Origin of the sequence: Streptomyces sp. KL2 (assembly GCF_046529545.1) — a bacterium.
Classification (GTDB): domain Bacteria; phylum Actinomycetota; class Actinomycetes; order Streptomycetales; family Streptomycetaceae; genus Streptomyces; species Streptomyces radiopugnans.
Genome location: NZ_CP127170.1, coordinates 491835 through 510851 on the forward strand (window position 1 = coordinate 491835; position 19017 = coordinate 510851).

Here is a 19017-nt window from a genome sequence, read left to right on the forward strand (position 1 = left end):
ACCCGCAGGAGCCCCGATGAGGCAGTGGCACGTACGCGACCTGATGACCGGCGACGTGGTCTCGGTGCGCGAGGACACCCGGTACCGGGAGATCCTCCGGGCACTCGACCGCAACCGCGTCAGCGCCCTCCCCGTCGTCGACGCGCAGGACCGGGTGGTCGGCGTGGTCTCCGAGGCCGACCTGCTGCGGGCCGAGGGGAACTGCGAGGAAAGGCCGCGCGCCCTCCCCCGGCTCCCCCGGCTTCCGCGCCCCCCGCGCGCCCCGGACCGGACCGGGACCGCGGGGGAGCTGATGACCGCGCCGGCGGTGACGATCGGACCGGACGAGCCGGTGGCCCGGGCCGCGCGGCTGATCGAGGACAAGGGGGTCAAGCGGCTGCCGGTGGTCGACGGCGAGTGGCGCCTGCTCGGCATCGTCTCGCGCCGCGACCTGGTGCGGATGCATGTGCGCGCGGACGCCGACATCCGCGGGGACATCGTGGACGGGGTCCTCAAACACACGCTGTGGGTCGACCCGTCCCAGGTGGACGTCGACGTCGACGACGGCGTGGTCGAGCTGCGCGGCCGGGTCGACCGGCGCACCACGGCCGCGTTCGCAGTACGCCTGGCCGAGCAGGTCCCCGGCGTGGTGAGGGTGGTGGACCGGCTCGCCTGGGAGGAGGACGGCACCGCGCCGCCGGACGTGATCGTGCACCCGTCCTAGACGGTCGGTTCCAAGGGGTTCGGTGGCCGCGGACGGCGGGCGTGCGTCCGGTCCCCCGGCCGGTGCGGAGTCCACCACCCGCACACCGCCGGTCCACGGCGTGGTGTCGCGGGCCGGCGTACGGGCGAGGTGCCGGATCGGATCAGCCGCCTTGCCCACTCGCTTGCCGCAACCGGGCTGCTGGGACACGCAGGGAACAGGCACCGAAGGTGAGCGCGGGCGTGCCGCGGTCACCGGGCCCCGGAGGCGAGGCCCAACACGGCCTGTGTCACCGCCGCGCCATCGACCCCCGCGTCGCCGAGCCGCGGCACGGTGCCCCCGGCCGGACGCCAAGGGGCCATTGCGGCGAATCCCTCGGCAGATCGCCGGTCCTCACACGGAGCGCGACGGCGGGGGGAGTCCGACTCTGCTTTCGCACCCCGACCCCGGACCCCCTCTTTCCGGCCGCGGGCGGTTCTCCGGACCGGATCAGTACGTGGGGACAGGCGGCTCCTGCGGGCTCAGGCGCCTACGGTCCCGTCGACGCCCTCCCGCAGAAGGTCCGCGTGCCCGTTGTGGCGGCCGTACTCCAGGAGCACGTGCATCATCACCATTCGCAGCGACACCTCCTCGCCCCATCTCGGCTGATATCCGGCCTGGTCCAGGGACTCCGCCTCCCGCTCGACACGGCGCGAGTTCTCCACCTCGGCCTCCCAGGCCGCGAACGCCTCGTCCCTGGTCGACGCGCTCGCGTCGTACGCCGCCTGGAAGTCGGTTTTGTCGGACCAGACCATGGGCGCGTCGTTGTCCTCGAACACCCGACGGAACCAGGCACGCTCCACCTCCGCCATGTGCCGCACCAGGCCGAGCAGCGAAAGCGTGGACGGCGGCATCGACCGCCGCCGCAGCTCCTCGTCGGCAAGTCCTTCGCACTTCATGGCGAGGGTCGCGCGGTGATAGTCGAGGAAAGCCCGCAGCATGTCGCGTTCGCTTCCAAAACTGGGCGGTCCTGTGCGATTGTCGCCGGTCACTGTCCGCGCTCCTCATCCGTGCCTGCGTTCAGGGGCAGTATCCACTCCCGTCGGCCGCTCCCGGACGGGGGCCGCCAACCGGACCCGGCCGTCACCACGGAGGTCCCTGTCACAGGGATCGGCAAGGCCCGACGGTCACCCGCAGCCGCGGCCACCTCCTGGAAGCGATGATCTGGGCGGAAAGGACGACGGGGCGGCACGGGGCGGGCGCTCCGGCCGCCGCGCCGCCCCGTCCCCCGCCGGGCCGCGATCGGGACCGCTCTCCGGCAGCACGACCTCGTGGACGGAAAGCCCGTGGTGGGCTTCGCCGCGGGCGAGGACGGGGGCCGCGGGGGAGCCGGGACGGCGCGGCACCGCCTCACCCCTTCCTGTCCGTGCCGGAGGCGCGTACCACGGCGACGGGGCAGTGCGCGTGGTGCAGGGCGGCCTGGCTGACGGAACCCAGCAGCAGACCGGAGAAGCCGCCCCGGCCGCGCGCCCCGACCACCAGCAGCTGGGCGCTGCCGCTGGCCTCGATCAGCGCCTGGCGGGCACCGCCCTGGACCAGCTGCCGGTGCACGGTGACGTCGGGGTACTTCGCCTGCCAGCCCGACAGCGCCTCGGCCATCGCCCGCTCCTCCTCGTCCCGGAGCATGTCCACGTCGTAGACCAGGGGCAGCGGCTCGGCGGGGCCGCCGGAGACCGGACCGGTCCAGTTGTTCCAGGTGTGCAGCGCGACCAGGGCCGCGCCCCGCGCCGAGGCCTCGGCGAACGCGAATCCGATCGCGGCCTCGCCGGACGCCGAGCCGTCCACCCCCAGCAGCACGTGCCCCGTCGGGTCCGGCCTGCCGCGCACCACCAGGACCGGGCAGCGGCTGTGCGCGGACAGGTGCACGGCGGTGGAGCCCAGCAGCAGCCCGGTGAAGCCGCCCAGGCCCCGGCTGCCGACCACGACCAGCGACGCGGCCTCCGACCGGGCCTCCAGCACCGTCAGCGCCTCGCCGACGACGACCTCGCCCTCGACCTCGACCCCGGCCTCCGCGTCACGCGCGTGCTCGACCGCCTGAGCCACCAGCCGGTCGGCCATGTTGCGCAGCCCGCCCTCGGGCGGACCCATCGGCGACGGTCCCAGCGGCACGTGCAGGACCGGCCACAGGAACGCGTGCACCACCCGCAGCCCCACACCGCGCAGCCGTGCCTCGTGCGCCGCGGCGGCCACCGCGTCCAGGCTCGACGGCGAGCCGTCCACACCCACCACGACCGGTCCGTTCATCTTCGCTCTCCCAGTTCCGTGCGGGAGCCGCGGTCACGCCCGTGCTGACCGCTCACCCTCTTCGCACCGTGTTCCGTTGTGCACTGATCACACTGATCCTCTTCCATGCTCGCCCATAGGGCCGTACGGCAGGGGGGGCCGGGGCCACACGTCCCTCGTTTCCTCCCGGAGACCGCTTGGCACACTTTTCTGTGTGACGTGTCCGCGGCCATCCGTCCGTACGACGCGGGGGTGACCCGGAGCGCGTCCGCCGCGATACTGATCTTCCAGCCCCTCCGTCCTGTCCCTTCCTCGCCGCGGCAATCGCCGAACCCGTCCGGAGGTAGTCATGAAGATGCTGATCAACGTGCCGGAGACGGTGGTGGCCGACGCCCTGCGCGGCATGGCCGCCGCCCATCCGGAGCTGACGGTCGACGTGGAGAACCGGGTGGTGGTGCGCCGGGACGCGCCGGTCGCGGACAAGGTGGGGCTGGTCTCCGGCGGCGGGTCGGGGCACGAGCCGCTGCACGGCGGGTTCGTCGGCCCCGGGATGCTGGACGCCGCCTGCCCCGGCGAGGTGTTCACCTCCCCCGTCCCGGACCAGATGGCACGGGCCGCGGCGGCCGTGGACAGCGGCCGGGGGGTGCTGTTCGTGGTGAAGAACTACACCGGCGACGTGCTGAACTTCGACATGGCCGCCGAGCTGGCCGAGGACGAGGGCGTGCAGGTCGCCAGGGTGCTGGTGGACGACGACGTGGCGGTGGTCGACAGCACCTACACCGCCGGGCGGCGCGGCACCGGCGCCACGCTGTTCGTGGAGAAGCTGGCGGGCGCGGCGGCCGAGGCGGGCGCACCGCTGGAGCGGGTGGAGGCGGTGGCCCGGCAGGTGGTGGAGTCCTCCCGCAGCTTCGGCGTCGCGCTGAGCGCCTGCACCACCCCGGCGCGGGGCGTGCCCACCTTCGACCTGCCGTCCGGCGAACTGGAACTGGGCGTCGGCATCCACGGGGAGCCGGGCCGCGAGCGGCGGGGGATGATGACCTCCGGCGAGATCGCGGACACGGCGGTGGACGCGGTGCTGGACGACCTGCGCCCGGACCGCCCCGTGCTGGCGCTGGTCAACGGCATGGGCGGCACCCCGCTGCTGGAGCTTTACGGCTTCGCCGCCGAGGTCCACCGCGTGCTCGGCGAACGCCGCGTGGCCGTGGCCCGCACCCTCGTCGGCAGCTATGTCACCTCGCTCGACATGGCGGGCTGCTCCGTCACGCTGTGCCAGGCGGACGAGGAACTGCTGCGGCTGTGGGACGCGCCGGTGCGCACTCCCGCGCTGCGCTGGGGCATGTGACCTCGGCCGGCCGGGCAGGGAACCGGACGCAGCCCCCGAGACACCGCCCGCAGACAAGGAGACCGTGGTGACCGTCGCACTGGACGCCGATTTCTTCCGCCGCTGGTTGTCCGCGGTCTCGGCCGCCGTGGACCGGGAGGCGGAGCGGCTGACCGAGCTGGACTCCGCCATCGGCGACGCCGACCACGGCGCCAACATGCGGCGCGGCCTGGCCGCCGCGGTCGCCGCCCTGGAGGAGGAGACCCCCTCCTCCCCCGGCGCGGTGCTCACCCTCGCCGGACGCCGGCTGATCTCCACCGTCGGCGGCGCCTCGGGCCCGCTCTACGGGACGCTGCTGCGCCGTGCGGGCAAGGTGCTGGGCGACCGGGAGAGCGTGGAGCCGGAGCGGTTGCGGGAAGCTCTGCACACCGGGGTGGAGGCGGTGGCGCAGCTGGGCTCGGCGGCACGGGGCGACAAGACGATGCTGGACGCGCTGTACCCGGCCGTCGAGGCGCTGGGCGACTCGGGCGGCGACTTCGAGGCGGCGCGCAGGGCCGCCGAGGAGGGGGCCGCCGCCACCGTGCCGATGCGGGCGCGCAGGGGCCGGGCCAGTTATCTGGGCGAGCGCAGCGTCGGACACCAGGACCCCGGCGCCACCTCCTCGGCGATGTTCTTCGCCGCGCTCGCCGAAACCGCCGGAACCGCCGAGACCGGGGAGTCCGCATGAGCGAGGCGAGCAGGCAGGTCGGCATCGTACTGGTCTCGCACAGCAGGCAGGTGGCCGAGTCCGTCGCCCACATGGCGCTCGGGCTGGCGGGCGGCGTCGCCGTCCCGGTCGCGCCCGCCGGCGGCGCCGGGGACGGCGGGCTGGGCACCAGTTCGGAGCTGATCGCCGAGGCGGCCCACCGGGTCGACCGGGGCGCGGGCGTCGCGGTGCTGGCGGACCTGGGCAGCGCGGTGCTGACGGTGCGCACGCTCCTGGCCGAGGACGAACTGCCCCCGGGCACCCGCCTGGTGGACGCACCCTTCGTCGAGGGCGCGGTCGCGGCCGTGGTCACCGCCTCCACCGGCGCGGACCTGGAGGCGGTCGCGGCGGCCGCGACGGAGGCGTACGACTACCGCAAGCTCTGAGAGGCGTACGGCTACCGCAAGCTCCGACCGGAGCCCGCGCCGTCCGGCCCCCGCCCGCGCGGGGGCTCCCGTACCGCCGCCGCGTCGTGTCCCTCCGTCCAGACCGGGCGGACGCCGACGGCGTTGCACACGGCGATGTAGAGCACCACGGGGTGGGTGTAGGGGATGCCGTCCTCGGGCCGGTGGGCCAGGCGCGGGCCGCCCCCCGGCGGGTGCGCGGCGACGAGGGCGCCGGCCGCGTAGCGGGCCGCCGACGGCCAGGCCACCCCGATGTCGGCCCCGGAGGGAACGATCCACCACCACCGCTCGGCGTCGGCGAACACGCACCCCGCGCGGGGCAGCTTCCCCGTGATCCGCGTCCCCAGGGCGGCGTCCACTCCTACGGCGTCGTACCCGAGCGGAGCGGGCAGGTCGGCGGGGAGCCGCAGTCTGCCGTGCCCGCCCGTCACGGCGGCCGCGCCCCGCACGACCGGCGAGCACAGGCGGCGTACGAGACGCGCCGGCCGGCCGACGCCCGGTGCGCGCATCAGCGTTCCGCGGCGGCGGCCGGCAGCCGGGCCCACACCGACCAGCCGCAGCCGCGTACGTCCCGGATCCCCCAGGCTTCGCTGACGGCCTCGACCAGCAGCAGTCCCCGGCCGTGCTCCTCCTGCGGAAGGCGGGCCCGGGGGGCGGGGCAGGTGGGCGGGCCCGGCCTGCGGCCGCACACCTCCAGGCGCAGCGGCGTCCCCTCCTGGGCGGTGGGCCCCCTCTCCTCCCGCAGTTCGCACACCACCGATCCGCTGCCGGTGTGCACCACCGTGTTGGTGAACAGTTCCGAGACCACCAGGGCCGCCGTGTCGCAGGTCGCCTCGTCCGCGCCCCACCCGGCCAGCAGGCCGCGGACGAGGCGGCGTGCCTTCGCCACCGACTCGGCGCGCGCCGGCAGCGCGAAGTCCGTTCTGCGCAGCGGGGGCCTGCTCCGGGCGCGCAAGGCCGGGTGCCCGGCGGTCCCGCCGAACGGCACGGCCGGTCCCAGGGGTGGGGGGAGAAGGCGGTCGTGGAGCGCGCAGCACGTCCTGGACCGCGTCGAGGTGAACCGTGTCACACCGTCACTATGCTCACCGCAGAGGACAGTTGGCAAGGGTCACTCTGGAAATTCCAGAGTTGCCGGTGCAGGGTGTTCGCGCCGTCAACTCCGTGGCACACTGCGGGACATGGCCAGGACACCAGGAGGAACACGCGATGAGTGAGCCCCGGTCTGCCCCGACCGTGGGCCAGCTCGTGCTGGGCAGGCGGCTCCAGGACCTGCGCGAGAAGGCGGGACTGAGGCGCGAGGAGGCCGCGAAGGTCCTCCACGTCGCCTCCGCCACCATCCGCAGGATGGAGACGGCCGAGGTCGCGCTGAAGATCCCGTACGTCCGTTTACTGCTGGAGGCCTACGGGGTCACCGGCCGCGACGCCGATACCTTCGTCGCACTGGCCGAGGAGGCCAACAGGCCCGGCTGGTGGCAGCGGTTCCGCGATGTGCTGCCGGACTGGTTCAGCGTCCACGTCAGCCTGGAGAGCTCCGCCAGGGTGATCCGGGCCTACGAGCCGCACGTCGTCCCGGGTCTGCTGCAGACCGAGGAGTACGCCCGGCACATACTGCGCAAGGGCGCGATCGGCCGGACCGTCAAGGGCGAGGCCGAGCGGCACGTGGCACTGCGCATGGAGCGCCAGCACCTGCTCACCCGCGCGGACGCCCCGCACCTGTGGGTCCTGGTGGAGGAGACGGCGCTGCGCCGCCCCGTCGGCCCGCCGCGGGTCATGCGGGCCCAGGTCGACCGGCTGCTGGAGGAGGCGGAGCGGCCGAACGTCACGCTGCAGATCACCGAGTTCTCCTCCGGGTTCCACCCGGGCACCTACGGGCCGTTCGTCCTCTTCCGCTTCGGCCTGCCCGAACTCCCGGACATGGTCTACGTGGAGTACCTCACCGGCGCCGTCTACCTGGACGAGCGCACCGAGGTCGCCTCCCACCTCGAACTCCTGGACCGCATGTCGGCCCAGGCGGCAACGGCACGACGTACCAAGGAGATCCTCCGGGATTTCCGCAAGGAGCTCTGAATGGACCGCATATACAACGGCATGCGCGCCAGCGATCTCGGCACCGAGGGCTGGCACAGGCCGTGGAGCGGTGGGAACGGCGGCAACTGCCTGGAGGCGAGGAGACTGCCCGACGGGCGGGTCGCCATCCGCCAGTCCACCGATCCGGACGGTCCCGCGCTGATCTACACCCCGGGCGAGATCAGCGCTTTCATCCGGGGCGCCAAGGCGGGAGAGGCGGACTTCCTCCTCTCCTGAACCCCGCGGGCCCCGGCCGGCCGGCTCCAGGCCCGCCCGCCGTCCGGGGACCCGCTCACGCACCCGATCCGCACGACCCGACGACCACTCACACAGACGGAGGACGAACCAGATGGCCGACGACATGAGCTGGACACGGAGTCGGTCGGCCCGGGAGCCGGTCGAGATCGACACCTCCGTCCCGAGCATCGCCCGCGTCTACGACGCGATCCTCGGAGGCAAGGACAACTACCCGGTGGACCAGGAGATCGCCGAGCAGGTGGCCAGGGCCTTCCCCGACGGGGGCGAGGGCGCGCGCACCAACCGCAGGCTGCTGGTGCGCGCGGTGCGCTACATGGCCCGCCAGGGCATCGACCAGTTCCTGGACATCGGCTCCGGCCTCCCCACCGCGCAGAACACCCACCAGGTGGCCCAGGAGGTCAACCCCGAGGCGAAGGTCGTCTACGTCGACAACGACCCCATCGTCCTCGCGCACGGCCGTGCGCTGCTGGAGGACGACGACCGCACCGTCGTCGTCACCGCCGACATACGCGAGCCCGACGTCCTGCTCGGCCATCCCGACGTGACCTGCATGCTGGACCCGGACCGCCCGGTGGGTCTGATCCTCAACGCCGTGGTCCACCACCTCCTCGACGAGGAGGACCCCGACGGGCTGGTGGAGACCTACAAGAAGTGGCTGGGTCCGGGCGGCTATCTGCTGCTCACCCACTTCTGCTCCTCCACCCCGGAGGCCCTCGGCCTGGAGTCGGTGCTGCGGCAGGCCCTCGGCCGGGGGCAGCTGCGGAGCATGGCCCGGATCGCCGCCTTCTTCGAGGGCCTGGAGATGGTCGAGCCCGGCGTGGTCTACCTGCCGTACTGGCAGCCCGACGAGCCGGTGAAGGCCCCGCTGGACATCGCCGGCCTGCTGGTGGCCGGCGGCATGGGCCGCAAGCCGGGCCGGTAGCCGCCGCTTCCCCGCGCCTCGGCGCACGCGTCCGTACGGTGCGCCGAGGCGTACGGCCGCGCCCGGCGGGCCCCGCCGCTTCCCCCACGAGCTGCGGGGGCCAGGGGCAGGGGGCCTGGGGCACGAGCCGCCGCGACCGTGCGGGAAGAACCGGGGGCGGATGAGTACGGCTACTCAGGCGCCGCCGGGCGCGCCCGGCGAGTATGGGGTCCGCCGCCCCTCCCGGCGTCCGGCTTCCGGCGTCCGGCGGACGCACCGGAACCGCACAGGAGTCACCCAGAGGAGCCCGCCGTGCTCAGCACCGTCGCCCGTACCGTCGTCCCCGCTCTCGGCCGCCTGCGGGTCACCAGCGACCCCGGCGCCGACCTCGCGCCCGGCAGCATCGTCGCCGCCAACCACACCTCCCTGGTCGACCCCGGCGTGGTCCTGGCCGCCCTGCACCGCCTGGACACCAGGCCCGTGGTGCTGGCGACCGCCGGGCTGTGGCGGATACCCGGCCTGCGCCAGGCACTCGTCCGCGACGGGCACGTACCGGTGCACCGGGGCACCGAGCGGGCCGCCGCCTCGCTGGAGGGCGCCGCCGCCGCGCTCGCGGCGGGGCGGGTCGTGCTCATCTACGGCGAGGGCGGTCTGCCGCGCCGCGCGGACTCCGGCGAGGCCGAGCCCGGTCCGTTCCGCAGCGGGCTGGCCCGGCTGGCGCTGGCCACCGGCGCTCCGGTGGTCCCCCTCGGGCAGGCCGGCTCCCGCCGGATCAGCTCCGGGTCCACCGCCAAGCAGGTCGCCGGATTCGTCACCGCCCCGCTGCGCCGTCCCGGCGTACACGTCCACGTCGGCGAGCCGGTCCGGCTGTCGGGCGACGTGGTCACGGCCACCGCCCGCGCCCGCCGGGCGGTCGTCGCCGCCTGGCGGATCGCGGCGGACCGGGCCGGCCACCCCGTCCACTCCCCCGGGGACTTCACGGCGACCGCCTGAACCGCGCCCGCTTCAGTGCGCCTCAGTGGGGGCGGGGCCCGGCGAGTTCGTCCGGCAGCCCCGGCTCGGGCCGGGGGATCTCGCCGTAGTCCTCGTCGTCCCCGGCGACGCGCAGCCGGTTGACCACCGCCTCCACCGCGGGCGGCAGCCGGGGGTGCCGTCCGCGGTGGCACTGGCTGAGCAGGTCCCGGCGGATGGCGTCGGGCAGCAGGAAGCCGCGCAGGCCGGGCACGGCGGCGGTGTTCCGGGGGGCGCGGGCGGCGCTGCGGGCGCTCCCCAGCAGGGCGGCCTGCCGGCGCCAGTAGTCGGCGTCGCGGAACTCCCCGAGGCGCCGGTGGTGGAGGCAGAGGCAGAAGGCCGCGGTGCGGCTGCCGCCGCCGGCCGCGAACTGCCACCAGAACTGGGCCGCGTCCCGGTGACCGACCAGATGGAGCAGGCAGGCGAAGACCAGTGCGCCCTCGGGCTCGGTGCGCCGGTGGTCGACCAGTCGCGCCAGGCTCTGGGCCGCCCCGGGCGAACCCACCACCAGGGAGATGGCCAGGTCCAGGTCGTGGGCGGCCTGTTCGTGGACGGTGCGGTACCGCCACCCGATGTCCGGGTGCGTGGGCGGCTGCGCGCGGGACGGGACGGCGGTGAGGGCGCGGGCGATGCGCTCCCGCGCGGCGGCCGGGTCGTAGTCGTCGTACTCGCCGCCCAGGATCTCCGCCCCCTCCAGCAGCGCGTCGATCCTCCGGTGCTCCTCGGTACCGCGCACGTCACCGCTCTCCCGTCCTGTGGTTCCTTCTCGGGCCCAGTCTGGCCGCCAGTTTCCGCTTGGCGTGCCGCACGTGCGCGCGCACGGCGACCGTGCCGCAGCCCAGGTACTCGGCCACGTCCTCCTCCGGGCACCCCAGTACATAGCGCAGGACGACGATGTCGTGCTGCCGTTCGGGCAGTTCGGCGATGGCCGTGTACAGGCACAGCCCGTTCTCCAGGGCGGCGAAGCCGTCCGCTCCGTCCGTCCCGTCCAGCAGTTCCTCCAGCAGTCGGCCGCGGCAGGCGGCGTCGAAGGCCGCGGTCTCCGCCAGGGCCGGAGCCCGGTCGTCGCGGTCCAGCCACTCCCGGATCCGCTCCTTGAGCACGGCCCAGGCGTAGGCCGGGACGGACTCCTGTTCCAGTACGTGGTTCCAGTGGGTGAGCAGATGCGCGCAGGCGGCCTCCACCACCGTCTCCGCGCCGGTGCGGCTGCCCACCTGGGTGCGGGCGTACCGCAGCCACACCCGGTGGTGGTACTCGTGGAAGGCGTCGAAGGTCAGGGCCATGCGCCGGTGGGGGGCGGGGGGTTGTGGGGGGTCGGCGTCCACGTCGACGGGGACGTTGTCAGGGGTGTTCACCGCGGGTCTTCCCGGCTCCGTGTGGGTGCTCGTCGGGTCGTCGGTCGCGGGCGTCCCGCCCCACCGGCGCCGCGGCGCTCCCGGTGGAGGCCGCTGCCGGCGCGAGAGGACGGGACCTCGCCCGCCAAGCCAATCGGATCGTGGGCATCGTCGGACAGTGGTTTTCCCAAAAAATGAGCCCAGCGTAATAGTGTGATTACCGCTGTGATGGGTGGAGGGGGCGGTGCGGTACACCACCCTCCCTCAACCACCCTCTCCAGCAGAGGCGTTGAGAAACCGACGGCGAACCGACGAGTGCTCACGAAGGGCGGGGTCAAGGTGTCCCAGACGGTCGACGGCACCACCGGCGGCGCGGACGACAGCGCGGTCGACCTGGAACTGGACCGGGCGCACTCCGCCCGTATGTACGACTACTACCTCGGCGGCCACACCAACTTCCCCGCGGACCGCGAGGCCGCCGGGCGGGCCATGGCCCTCTTCCCGTCCGTCCTGGTCGCCGCCCGCACCAACCGGGAGTTCATGCACCGCGCCACCCGTTTCCTGGCCACCATCGGCATGCGCCAGTTCCTCGACGTGGGCACCGGCATCCCCACCTCCCCCAACCTGCACGAGGTGGCCCAGGACGTGGCGCCCGGGTCACGGGTCGTCTACGCCGACAACGACCCCATCGTCCTCGCCCATGCCCAGGCCCTGCTGCGCAGCCACCCCGCGGGGCGCACCGCCTACGTCCAGGCCGACGCCACCGACCCGGCCGCCCTCCTGGCCGCACCCGAGGTGAAGGAGACCCTGGACCTGGGCGAACCGGTGGCGCTCAGCCTCAACGCGCTCCTGCACTTCGTGCCGGGCGAGCACCGGGCGCACGAGATCGTCGAGTACTTCAAGGACGCGCTGCCGTCCGGCAGCACCCTTGCCATCAGCCATGTCACCCCCGACTTCGACCCGGAGGGCATCGCCCGCCTCACCGAGGCCTACCGCGCTTCGGGGACCCCCGGACAGGCCCGCACCAGGGAGGAGTTCACCCGGTTCTTCAGCGGCTGGGAGCTGTTCGAGCCGGGGATCACCACCTCCCACCGCTGGCGCCCCGACCCCGGCCAGACCTTCGGCAACGTCACCGACGCCGAGGCGGCCTGCTACGCCGCGGTCGCCCGCAAGCCCTGACCGCGGGCCGCCCGGGCACCGGAGCCCGTGTCCCGCCGGGCAGGGTGACGGCGTATTCCTCCGGTGCGGCGGAACGGTCCGTGATGCCGTTGCGTTCCGTTCCGGTTCCGGTTTCCCGGAAAGGGGCTCGTGCCTGACAATTCACCGGCCGGCGCGGGGCCCGGTGGGGAAAACGCACCGCGCTCGATCCTCGCTCCGAATCGCCCGGTTGAATTCTCCCTTTCCCGTCCTCCCAGCCTCCCGGCCCCGGCGGGTCCCGGCCGGAATCGGGGGCGTGTCGAGGTGTGTTCCGGTGATTTCGGCCGCCCCGTCAGCACGGCGCACCCCCGGCGGCCCGCTCTGGTGAGGGGGCCGCCGGGGGTGCGCGGATCGCCCGCGATTCGGCCGGCGGGACCGGTCCGAAGGGCGCGCCGTACCACGCCGGCCGGCCGATGCGGCGACAGGTCGGTCAACGACCACCGCATGTCCGGAAGACCCGTGCCGGGTCAGGCGTGTACGTGGCGGCGGTTGCCGCGACCGGTCACGGCCCGGTAGACGGCCAGAACGATGACCGAGCCGATGATGGCGGCGATCCAGGTGGAGAGATCGAAGAATCCGTCGATCGAATCGACGCCGAATATCACCTTGCCCAGGAAACCGCCGAGAAGGCCGCCCACGATACCGATCAGCATCGTGACGAGGATGCCGCCCGGGTCCTTGCCCGGCATGAGGGCTTTGGCGATCGCTCCGGCGAGCAGACCGATGAGAATCCACGCGATGATGCCCATGTCTGGGTACCTCCTTGTCGTCTTCACAGAAGCGCATTGCCATGAACTCGCCACCCAAACAAGGGAGTTTCCCGGAGCACCGCGAAAAGGCGCTCGGAACAGGGGATTTCCTTCCCGCCCCGGCCGCTCCCCTCCCCCGCCGAGCCCCACGGACCGCGGGCCGCGGGCCGGACCCGGCGCCTCGCCGTGGCTCCGCGCCGTTCCGGGCGGCGCGACCGCCGGCGGGTACCTCACGTCCCGTGGTGACGCGGCCTCACCGCCGAACGCGGGACGTCGGCCGAGCGGCGCGACCGGCGCACCGGGCGACCCGAAGGGCCGTTGCGGCCGGGGCCCCGGCGACGGCCCCGGCGCACGGCTCCTTCTGGGAGCATCGAGGGATGGCAGACATCCACCTGGACATCGGCGCCGTCGTCATCGATTCCGAGGATCCCGAGCGACTGGCGGCGTTCTGGTCCGAACTCCTGGGGCGGCCGGTCGCGGCGAGGACGGGCCCGTACGTGTGGCTCGAGCGCGGCGACGGTCCCGTCCTGGGGTTCCAGCGAGCCGACACCCCGAAGACCGGCAAGAACCGCGTCCATCTCGACATCACCTCGCCGGACCCGGCCGCCGAGCGGCGGCGGATCGAGTCGCTGGGCGGCCGATGGCTGCCGCGGTACGCGGAGGAGGGAGGCTTCCTGGTCATGGCCGACCCCGAGGGAAACGAGTTCTGCGTCATCCCCCGGGGCACCATCGATCTCGACGACGAGGGCCGCGCGAGCTATCTCGGCGAGCACCGCGCCACTCCCCCGCCCGCCTGACCCGCCTCCCGTCCGTCCCGGTCAGACGGCCTGCCGCACCTCCCGTACGTCCGGGGCGGCCGGTCCGGTGCCTTCACCGTCCGGTTCCGGGGGCGCGGCGTGCCGCCTGGGGATGGCGAAGGCCACCAGGCCGCCGAGCGCGGTGACCGCGGCCCCGATCCACAGTGCGGGCCGCACGCCGTCCACGAAGTCCTGCGGGGACAGGTAGCCGCCGTGGGCCGCGAAGACCGTACCCAGGACGGCCACGCCCAGGGCGCCGCCGATCTCCCGGGCGGTGCTGTTGGCGCCGGAGGCCTTGCCGTGCTCCGTCTTGCGCACGGAGGAGAGCACCACCGTGGCGGCGGGAGCGAAGGTCAGCCCCATGCCGATGCCGGCGAGGACCATCGGTGCCACCAGGCGGGAGTAGGGGGTGTCGGTGGTCGCCACCAGATTGATCCAGACCAGACCGCCCGCCTGGAGCAGCAGGCCCAGGCCCATGAGCCGGCCGCCGCCCACCCGCTCGGTGAGCATGCCCGCCAGCGGTGCCACGAACATCGGCATCAGGGTCCAGGACAGGGTGAGCACACCGGCGTGCAGCGGGGTGCGCGGGGGCGCGATCTGCAGGTACTGCGCCAGCAGGAAGATGGAGCCGAAGACCCCGAAGTACATGGCGGCGGAGACGATGTTGGTGAGGGTGAAGGCGCGGATCCGGTAGAAGCGCAGCGGCAGCAGCGGGGCCTTGGTGCGCCGCTCCCAGAGGGTGAACAGCGCGAGCAGCACCACGCCGCCGGCCAGGGCGAGCAGCACCCGGCCGTCGCTCCAGCCGCGGGTCTCCCCGTTGACGATGCCCCAGACCAGGGCGAGCAGGCCGGCGGTGACCAGCAGCATGCCCTCGACGTCGATGCGGGCCCGCTCGCCGCGGCTCTCCTTGAGGACGAGCAGCGCCAGCGGCACCGCGACCAGCCCGACCGGCACGTTGATCCAGAAGATCCACTGCCAGTCGAGGCCTTCCACGACCGCGCCGCCCACCACCGGCCCGAGCGCGACGGCGGTGCCGCTGACCGCGCTCCACAGGCCCACGGCCAGGCCGCGCAGGCGGTCCGGTACCGCGGCGGAGAGCAGGGTCAGCGACAGGGGCATGACCGCGGCTGCGCCCAGTCCCTGAAGGGCGCGGAAGGCGATGAGCTGGCCGCTGGTGTCGGAGAGGCCGCAGCCGACGGAGGCCAGCGTGAAGACGACGATGCCCAGGACGAAGAACCGGCGGCGGCCGTAGCGGTCGCCCAGGCCCGCGCAGACCAGCAGGAAGCAGGCGAAGCCCAGGGTGTAGGCGTTGACGAACCACTGCAGGTCCTGGGTGCTGGCCGAGAGGTCCTGCTGGAGGGTCCGCAGCGCGGTGGACACCACCAGGTTGTCCAGGGCGGTCATGAACATCGGCAGGGAGCAGGCGACGATCGCCGGCCACAGCGGCGTACGCCTGGCGGTCGGCGCGGGTGGTGCGGCGGTGGGCATGGTGTTCTCCCGTCAGGGTGGTCGGCGGCGGGTGCGGGCGGGTCAGGACTGCCGGGCCCGTTCCTCCGCCAGTCGGGCACGGGCGTCCTCCCAGGAGACGGGAAGCCGCTCGGCGGGGACGGTCCAGAAGACGAACTGGGACTCGCGCATGGTGGGCCGCAGCCGCCTCATGATCGAGTTGTGCGGTTCGGCCTTGGCGTAGGCGTACACCGCCTCCCTGCTCTCCCAGGCCGAGAGGGTCCAGAAGACGCCGCGGCCGAGCTGGGCGATGAGCGAGGCCCCGAAGGCCCCCGGCGACCGGCGGGCCTGACGCCACGACACCAGGGAGAGCCAGAAGAAGCGGGGGACGTGCCGCAGGGAGCGGACCTCCAGCCGGGAGGCCATGACGACGGCTTCGGCGGTGGGGTCGGCGGGGTTGATCGTGGTCCAGGGAAGCTTCGGCATGGCGCGGGGTCCTTGACTCGCGGGCAGGGCGCGCGGGCGTCACCTGCGGTGAGCTAATAGTGGCACTATCCACTATCGATAGTGGCACGTTACACTTGCTGTGTCCACATGTGGTACGTGCCGCGTCCGCCGCAGAATCGAGGAACCCCGTGAGGATGTCCGAGCTGAGCCGCCGCAGCGGCGTCCCCGTTCCGACGATCAAGTTCTATCTGCGGGAAGGGCTGCTGCGGCCCGGTCGGGCGACCGCCAGCAACCAGGCCGAGTACGAGGAGGAGCATCTGCGCCGGCTGCGGCTGGTCAGAGCGCTCATCACGCTCGGAGGCCTCTCGGTGGCCGCCACCAGGGAGGTCCTGGAAGCGGTCGGCGAGCCGCTCGGCCGGTACGAGACCCTCGGCGTGACGCACTACGCCCTGCGGTCGCCGGTGGCCGCGGCGCCGGAGGGGGACGACACGGACGGCAGCACGGCCGAGGTGGAACGGCTCGTCGAGCGGATGGGCTGGACCGTCACCGAGCAGTCGCCGCTGCGCGGGGCGCTGGCCTCCGGGCTGCGGGCGCTGCGCGAGGTCGGTGCCGACTACGGCGCCGAGGAGCTGGTGCCGTACGCCGAACTGGCCGCCGCCACCGCCCGGCTGGACCTGGACCAGCTCGCCGGAATCGAGGACCGCATCGACATCGCCGAACGGGCCCTGGTGCTGACCGTCCTGATGGAGCCGGTCCTGGCCACCCTGCGCCGGATGGCGCAGGAGAACGAGGCCGCGCTGCGGTACGCCGGCCAGGACGGCGGCGCCGACGGGTGAGTCACCGGCCGGCACCGGCCACCACCGTGCGCGGGTCGAGGTACCGCGGCCGGGGCGCGGACCACGGGCCGTCCGCGGTGTCGTCCCGCCGCACCGCCACCGCCAGCCGGTACCCGCCGGGCACCGACAGCAGGGCGAAGCGCCAGCGCGCGGCCGCCTCCGGCGGCACCGACGGGTCCTCCAGCACGATCCGGCCGTGTTCGTCCGGGCCGAGCCGGAACCCGTCGAAGCGGTGCTGGAACCCCAGCCCCAAGGCCTTTGTGTACGCCTCCTTCAGCACCCACAGGTCGGTGAACGCCCGCGCCCGCCGTACCGGGTCCAGCCCGGCCAGCAGCTCCCGCTCCGCGGGGGCCAGCCACCGCTGCCCGTACCGGACCGCCGGTCCGGCCGCCTCCGCCCGCTCCACGTCCAGTCCGCACGGCCCCTCCCGGCTCACCAGGCAACCGATGAGACCCTGGGTGTGGGAGACGCTGAACCGCACCCCCCACGGGTTGGGATCCAGCTCCGGCCGGCCCAGCCCGCCGCGGACGAACCGCAGCGCGGCCGGGGGCCGGCCCAGCAGCTCCCCCAGCACCGTGCGGCACAGCAGCCGCGCGCCCAGGAAGCGGCGCCGCCCGTCCGGCGGGCGGAGCCGCTCCAGCCGGCGCCGCTCGTCGGCGCCGAGCAGTGCGGTGGCGTACCGCGCCGCCTCCGCGTCCACCGACTCCTCGGCCAGCAGCCAGAGCTGTGCCCGGTGCTCCGCCCGTCCTGCCCCTCCTGCGGTCACTCGGGCCCCGGCGCGGAGGCACGGACGGGAACGGGCCGGGCGGAGAACAGCCGCGGTGCGGTGTGCAGGTCGCGCAGCACCTCCATCACCCGGTCCACGACCTCCGGGTCGGTCACCGTCTCGGTGGGGTGAAGCAGCCGCCACACCCTCTCCAGGGAGAGCAGCAGCACCGCGCCGTCGGGGAACCCCTCCCCGAACACCCGGGCCGAGCCGACGGCCAGCTGCACCGAGGCGGCGGCCGCGTGCAGGGCGCAGTAGCGCTCGGCCAGCCGGAACAGCTCGGCCGAGGCCCCGTAACCGCGGCCCTGGGCCCGCTTCAGCAGGTCCAGTTCGGCCCGCAGCCGGGCGAACTCCCCCGACAGCCTCACCGCCAGGTCCGCCGCGCGGCCCAGCCACTCGCGCTGGCGCCGATCGCCGTGCCGGGCCGCCATGGCCCGCAGCCGCTCCACGGCCACCGGCAGCGAGACCACCGTGTCGTCGCGGCCGCGGCTGACCAGGAGCTGCCGGTGCGGTTCCCAGACCGGCAGCGGCGCGTCCGCGTCGTACACCCCGGACGCGCGCTCCGCGGCCTCGGCGCGGGTCGCGTCGTCCGCCGAGACCGCCGCCGCCAGCAGTCCGTCGAGCTGGGCGCCGACGCTCTTGAGGTTCACCACCGTGTTGCCGTCGACGAAGTGCACCGCGAGCAGGTCGCGCAGCATCTTCTGGTAGACGCCGTAGTGCGGGTGGGCGCGCAGGTACTGGCGGGCGCCCAGCACCACCGAAAGCTGCGCCATCGTGCGGTCCAGCAGCGTGGGCACGAAGTACTTCACGACCGAGGAGAAGACGCTGGCCTGCTCCGGGACGGCCTGCAGGGAGCGGACCGCCGCCGTGGAGACCGCGTCGGCCACCATCAGGTCGGCGAAGGACTCGGCGAGCTGGCGCCGCGAGTAGGGGATGTCGGCGACCTTCCGGCCGAAGATCGAGCGCTGCTCGGCGAAGTCCAGGGTCACCCGCAGCGCGGTGTCCACCGCACCCAGCGCGATCGCGCAGATCACCGTGCGGGCCACCTGGGCGCCCTGGAGGGCCAGTTCGAGCCCCTGCCCCTCGGCTCCGATCCGGCACTCCTCGGGCACGAACACACCGTCCAGCCGGATGCCGCTCATGTCGATGGCCCGCAGCCCGTGGAGGCGCTCGGCGGGCAGCGGCATCACCGAACCGGCCGGGCAGCGCCGCTTGTCCACCGCGAAGACCGACCAACCGCCCGGTCCGCCCCGCGGGTCGGTACGGGCCTGGACGCTGACCACGTCGGCCACCGTGGCGTTGCCGATCAGCCACTTCTCACCGGTCAGGACATAGCCGCCGGGGACCTTCTCGGCCCGCATCTCGTTGGCGAGGATGTCGCTGCCGTGCTCGCGCTCGGTCAGTCCCCAGGCCATCCTTCCGCCGTGCTTGATCGCGTCGACGGCGGCGCGGCCCTGTTCGTCGGTGGCCGCGATCCAGGTCGGCATGAACGCCACGTTCGTGATCATCAGCGCGGTGGCGGTGGTCGGGTCCCGGCGGGCCACCAGCCGCACGAGCTGGAACCCCACCTCCACGTCACCGGCCCGTCCGCCCCACCGCTCGGGCAGGCAGTAGTGCTGCAGGCCCCAGTCCTGCAGCAGGCTCACCATCCCGTGGGGGTACTGCTCCCGCTCGTCGTGCTCCAGGACGCGGGCGAACGGCATCCGCGACCGGTCGTCGTGCGGGTCGCCCAGGTAGTCCTCCAGCTCCCCGGCGAGAGAGGCGAGTTTCCCGGCGTTCATACGGCTGCTCCTT

Annotated in this window: 22 protein-coding genes; 11 read left to right on the forward strand and 11 right to left on the reverse strand. The window is 73.9% G+C overall.

From position 1 onward, the window contains the following. The first annotated feature begins 16 nt into the window (after nt 1-16). Complete coding sequence (locus tag QPK52_RS02265; RefSeq protein WP_410535214.1) at nt 17-703, forward strand: CBS domain-containing protein; 687 nt, start codon at nt 17-19, stop codon at nt 701-703. 500 nt (nt 704-1203) lie between these two features. On the opposite strand, the gene QPK52_RS02270 is transcribed toward QPK52_RS02265, so the two are convergent. Together QPK52_RS02270 and QPK52_RS02275 are read right to left on the reverse strand one after the other, a co-directional pair. Then, complete coding sequence (locus QPK52_RS02270; RefSeq protein WP_093659334.1) at nt 1204-1713, reverse strand: DinB family protein; 510 nt, start codon at nt 1711-1713, stop codon at nt 1204-1206. Between the two features lie 358 nt (nt 1714-2071). Beyond that, the gene (locus tag QPK52_RS02275; protein ID WP_410535216.1) at nt 2072-2965 is read right to left on the reverse strand and encodes a universal stress protein; all 894 of its coding nucleotides are present in this window, start codon (nt 2963-2965) and stop codon (nt 2072-2074) included. 328 nt (nt 2966-3293) lie between these two features. Between QPK52_RS02275 and dhaK the strand changes: the two genes are divergently transcribed. The 3 genes from dhaK (at nt 3294) to dhaM (ending at nt 5396) form a co-directional block, all read left to right on the forward strand. After that, nucleotides 3294-4286 carry a dihydroxyacetone kinase subunit DhaK gene (gene dhaK / locus QPK52_RS02280; protein WP_410535218.1) on the forward strand — a complete coding sequence of 331 codons (993 nt, stop codon included), beginning with the start codon at nt 3294-3296 and terminating at the stop codon, nt 4284-4286. 67 nt (nt 4287-4353) lie between these two features. After that, a complete protein-coding gene (dhaL, locus tag QPK52_RS02285) occupies nt 4354-4992 on the forward strand; it encodes a dihydroxyacetone kinase subunit DhaL (RefSeq protein ID WP_410535220.1) in 639 nt (212 codons plus the stop codon). Next, the gene (dhaM, locus tag QPK52_RS02290; RefSeq protein WP_410535221.1) at nt 4989-5396 is read left to right on the forward strand and encodes a dihydroxyacetone kinase phosphoryl donor subunit DhaM; all 408 of its coding nucleotides are present in this window, start codon (nt 4989-4991) and stop codon (nt 5394-5396) included. Before dhaL ends, dhaM begins: the two co-directional genes overlap by 4 nt. An 11-nt stretch (nt 5397-5407) precedes the next feature. Here the strand turns inward: dhaM and QPK52_RS02295 are convergent, their stop codons facing one another. Together QPK52_RS02295 and QPK52_RS02300 are read right to left on the reverse strand one after the other, a co-directional pair. Continuing rightward, on the reverse strand, nt 5408-5923 hold the full coding sequence (locus QPK52_RS02295; protein WP_410535223.1) for a hypothetical protein: 516 nt from the start codon (nt 5921-5923) through the stop codon (nt 5408-5410). Then, a complete protein-coding gene (locus QPK52_RS02300) occupies nt 5923-6402 on the reverse strand; it encodes an ATP-binding protein (protein WP_410535225.1) in 480 nt (159 codons plus the stop codon). The genes QPK52_RS02295 and QPK52_RS02300 overlap by 1 nt, the downstream gene beginning before the upstream one ends. A gap of 218 nt (nt 6403-6620) precedes the next feature. On the opposite strand from QPK52_RS02300, the gene QPK52_RS02305 reads away from it, so the two are divergent. From QPK52_RS02305 to QPK52_RS02320, 4 genes are all read left to right on the forward strand, one after another. After that, the gene (locus tag QPK52_RS02305) at nt 6621-7481 is read left to right on the forward strand and encodes a helix-turn-helix domain-containing protein (RefSeq protein ID WP_410535227.1); all 861 of its coding nucleotides are present in this window, start codon (nt 6621-6623) and stop codon (nt 7479-7481) included. Further along, nucleotides 7482-7718, forward strand: coding sequence for a DUF397 domain-containing protein (locus tag QPK52_RS02310; protein ID WP_410535229.1), 237 nt, complete (start codon nt 7482-7484; stop codon nt 7716-7718). A 112-nt stretch (nt 7719-7830) separates the two neighbouring features. Beyond that, nucleotides 7831-8661 carry an SAM-dependent methyltransferase gene (locus tag QPK52_RS02315; RefSeq protein ID WP_410535231.1) on the forward strand — a complete coding sequence of 277 codons (831 nt, stop codon included), beginning with the start codon at nt 7831-7833 and terminating at the stop codon, nt 8659-8661. 291 nt (nt 8662-8952) lie between these two features. Beyond that, on the forward strand, nt 8953-9633 hold the full coding sequence (locus tag QPK52_RS02320; RefSeq protein ID WP_410535233.1) for a lysophospholipid acyltransferase family protein: 681 nt from the start codon (nt 8953-8955) through the stop codon (nt 9631-9633). Between the two features lie 22 nt (nt 9634-9655). Here QPK52_RS02320 and QPK52_RS02325 read toward each other — a convergent pair whose 3' ends face one another. Then, on the reverse strand, nt 9656-10387 hold the full coding sequence (locus QPK52_RS02325; RefSeq protein WP_410535234.1) for a hypothetical protein: 732 nt from the start codon (nt 10385-10387) through the stop codon (nt 9656-9658). 1 nt (nt 10388) lies between these two features. Then, the gene (locus QPK52_RS02330) at nt 10389-11006 is read right to left on the reverse strand and encodes an RNA polymerase sigma factor (protein WP_410535235.1); all 618 of its coding nucleotides are present in this window, start codon (nt 11004-11006) and stop codon (nt 10389-10391) included. A 402-nt stretch (nt 11007-11408) separates the two neighbouring features. On the opposite strand from QPK52_RS02330, the gene QPK52_RS02335 reads away from it, so the two are divergent. Continuing rightward, nucleotides 11409-12164, forward strand: coding sequence for an SAM-dependent methyltransferase (locus QPK52_RS02335; protein ID WP_410540164.1), 756 nt, complete (start codon nt 11409-11411; stop codon nt 12162-12164). 485 nt (nt 12165-12649) lie between these two features. Here QPK52_RS02335 and QPK52_RS02340 read toward each other — a convergent pair whose 3' ends face one another. After that, nucleotides 12650-12931 carry a GlsB/YeaQ/YmgE family stress response membrane protein gene (locus QPK52_RS02340; protein WP_093850170.1) on the reverse strand — a complete coding sequence of 94 codons (282 nt, stop codon included), beginning with the start codon at nt 12929-12931 and terminating at the stop codon, nt 12650-12652. 377 nt (nt 12932-13308) lie between these two features. Here QPK52_RS02340 and QPK52_RS02345 point away from each other — a divergent pair, with 377 nt between their 5' ends. Further along, the gene (locus tag QPK52_RS02345; RefSeq protein ID WP_410535237.1) at nt 13309-13728 is read left to right on the forward strand and encodes a VOC family protein; all 420 of its coding nucleotides are present in this window, start codon (nt 13309-13311) and stop codon (nt 13726-13728) included. A 21-nt stretch (nt 13729-13749) separates the two neighbouring features. On the opposite strand, the gene QPK52_RS02350 is transcribed toward QPK52_RS02345, so the two are convergent. Then, nucleotides 13750-15216 carry an MFS transporter gene (locus QPK52_RS02350; protein ID WP_410535238.1) on the reverse strand — a complete coding sequence of 489 codons (1467 nt, stop codon included), beginning with the start codon at nt 15214-15216 and terminating at the stop codon, nt 13750-13752. Nucleotides 15217-15258: 42 nt separating this feature from the next. Beyond that, nucleotides 15259-15660, reverse strand: a complete 402-nt coding sequence (locus QPK52_RS02355) for a DUF3291 domain-containing protein (protein WP_410535239.1) — start codon at nt 15658-15660, stop codon at nt 15259-15261. A 155-nt stretch (nt 15661-15815) separates the two neighbouring features. On the opposite strand from QPK52_RS02355, the gene QPK52_RS02360 reads away from it, so the two are divergent. Then, nucleotides 15816-16457 (forward strand): MerR family transcriptional regulator, encoded by a 642-nt coding sequence (locus QPK52_RS02360; RefSeq protein ID WP_410535240.1) that lies wholly within the window; start codon nt 15816-15818, stop codon nt 16455-16457. 1 nt (nt 16458) lies between these two features. Here the strand turns inward: QPK52_RS02360 and QPK52_RS02365 are convergent, their stop codons facing one another. Both QPK52_RS02365 and QPK52_RS02370 read right to left on the reverse strand, forming a co-directional pair. Next, a complete protein-coding gene (locus QPK52_RS02365; protein ID WP_410535241.1) occupies nt 16459-17223 on the reverse strand; it encodes a 4'-phosphopantetheinyl transferase family protein in 765 nt (254 codons plus the stop codon). Continuing rightward, nucleotides 17220-19004: an acyl-CoA dehydrogenase family protein gene (locus QPK52_RS02370; RefSeq protein WP_410535242.1), complete on the reverse strand. Its 1785-nt coding sequence runs from the start codon at nt 19002-19004 to the stop codon at nt 17220-17222. The genes QPK52_RS02365 and QPK52_RS02370 overlap by 4 nt, the downstream gene beginning before the upstream one ends. Nucleotides 19005-19017: the final 13 nt, after the last annotated feature.